2 protein-coding genes are annotated in these 2104 nt (G+C 41.0%); both read left to right on the top strand.

All coding sequences use genetic code 11. The annotated features are described in order from the left end of the window. Positions 1 to 579 (top strand): TolC family protein (locus FY049_RS22110; protein ID WP_446084419.1); only part of this gene is annotated, 579 nt, incomplete at its 5' end. Next, positions 576 to 2104: ABC transporter transmembrane domain-containing protein (locus tag FY049_RS22105; RefSeq protein ID WP_446084418.1), on the top strand; the 1529-nt coding region annotated here is incomplete at its 3' end. The genes FY049_RS22110 and FY049_RS22105, both read left to right, overlap by 4 nt.

The following is a 2104-nucleotide window of genomic DNA, read 5'->3' as shown; positions in this document are numbered from 1 at the left end:
GCAGCAAAAGCAGAGATTGATGTTGCGCAGAGCCAAAAGAAACAAACCCAATTGAGTGCTTATCCCACAATTTCATTGGTGGGATCAGTCAGCAAAGCATTGAATGGTCAAAATCCAAATACGGGTTTAGAAAATGATACTGATGGTTCTGTTGGCGTGCAGATGTCTAGTAATTTTTATCAAGGTGGTGCACTGGGATCTCAAGTTAAGGCTGCAAATTTTGCTGAACAGGCTGCACGTGCAAAGTTGAATGCAACTTACCTAGATATTATGGATCAAACACAAATTGCGCGAGAAAGCATTGAAAACACAGATAAGCAGATCTGGGTTTTATTGGATCGGGAACGTTCAACAGCAAAAACTCGTGAGCTGTATGAAGAACAATATAAATTAGGTAAGCGTTCAATCTTAGATTTATTAAGTTCAGAGCAATCTTATCAAAGTTCAAGAATAGAAAGGGAAGCGGCACGCTTTGATATCTATGACACGATCGCTTTGTATATCAAGGTAACCGGTAAAAGTAGAAATGCTTATCATTTAAATAACACTCAAATTCAGGGGTTTGAAGTTCAACCATGAATACAAAAACATTAAATTATCAACCCTGGTTACAAGCGATCATTACGGTTGCTCAGCATTATCGGATGCAACCTGCTGAAGAACAAATTCGTCTGCAACTGGATTGGAATAAATACACAAATATTGATGACATGTTGTCCATTATTACCCGTCAAGTGGGTTTGAATGTTCGCAAAGCAGACTTCACCACGGATGTACTGAATCCATGGAGGTTGCCCGTTGTTGTAGAATTTAATAATGGTCAAGTTGCGGTTATCGAGAAAGTCGACAATGAGGGCAATGCAAGCTTACAGTTAAGTGGTGATCAAGGTCTTTCACAAACTTTTAATTTGCATGAACTTCAAGCCAATGCCAGTCGTGTTTATATTTTTCGACCAGAAACATCGATTCCCGATGCACGTGTTGATGAATATATCAAACCTTATGAAAAAAGCTGGTTCTGGGACATCGTTTTAAAAGATTGGAAACGTTATACCGACATCATGGTTGCTTCAATGATTGCCAATATTCTGGCATTGGCGACCATTATTTTCTCTATGCAAGTCTATGACCGAGTGGTGCCTTCTCAATCTATTCCAACCTTGTGGGTACTCGCGGGTGGGGTGTTGATTGCAGCTGTTTTTGAGTTTGTGTTGCGCATTGCACGAGTTTATTTGTCAGACATTATTGGTAAGCGTGCAGATCTCAAGATTTCAGACCGCGTTTTTGGTCATGCATTGCGGATCCGTAATAAAGATCGTGCCCGTTCAACAGGTTCGTTTATCTCACAGATTCGTGAACTTGAAGGTGTTCGTGAATTGGTGACTTCAACAACGATCAGTGCAATTGCAGACTTACCGTTTTTCTTCCTGTTTTTAGCGATCTTTTGGATTATCGGGGGCAACATCTTTTGGGTGATGTTACTGGTTGTACCATTGATGATTATTCCTGGCTTCTTGGTGCAGAAAAAGTTGGCCCAGTTGGCCACTGAAGGGATGCGAGAGTCTGCGATTCGCAACGCGATTTTGGTCGAAGCAGTTCAAGGTATTGAGGATATCAAGTTATTACGTGCTGAAGCCAGATTTCAAAATCAATGGAATCACATGAATGAAGTATCTGCCGATGTCAGTATGCGGCAACGTAAAATTGTGGGTTGGTTAAATGCTTGGACACAAAAAATTCAAGGACTGACTTATGCAATTGTGGTTTTAGTAGGTTGTTTTGCGGTGATGAAAGGCGATATGACCACGGGGGCATTAGTGGCGTGTTCGATTTTATCTTCGCGTATGCTTGCACCGATTTCACAAGTCACAGGTGTGCTCGGCCGTTGGCAGCAAGCTAAAGTGGCTAAAAATGGTTTAGATGAGTTGATGCAAAAGCCTGTAGACCGTCCTGATCGAGCACAATTGATTCAACGTAAAGTCCTTTCAGGTGATTATGATTTTAAAGGTGTGGTATTTAAATATACTGAAGATGATCCACGCCCAACTTTAGTCATTCCACAGTTAAAAATCCATGCAGGTGAAAAAGTTGCAATTCTTGGACG

This window comes from Acinetobacter sp. 1125_18A (genome assembly GCF_052824985.1).
Note: the sequence above shows the minus strand (reverse complement) of the source record. Positions and strands in the feature narration are given on the sequence as shown.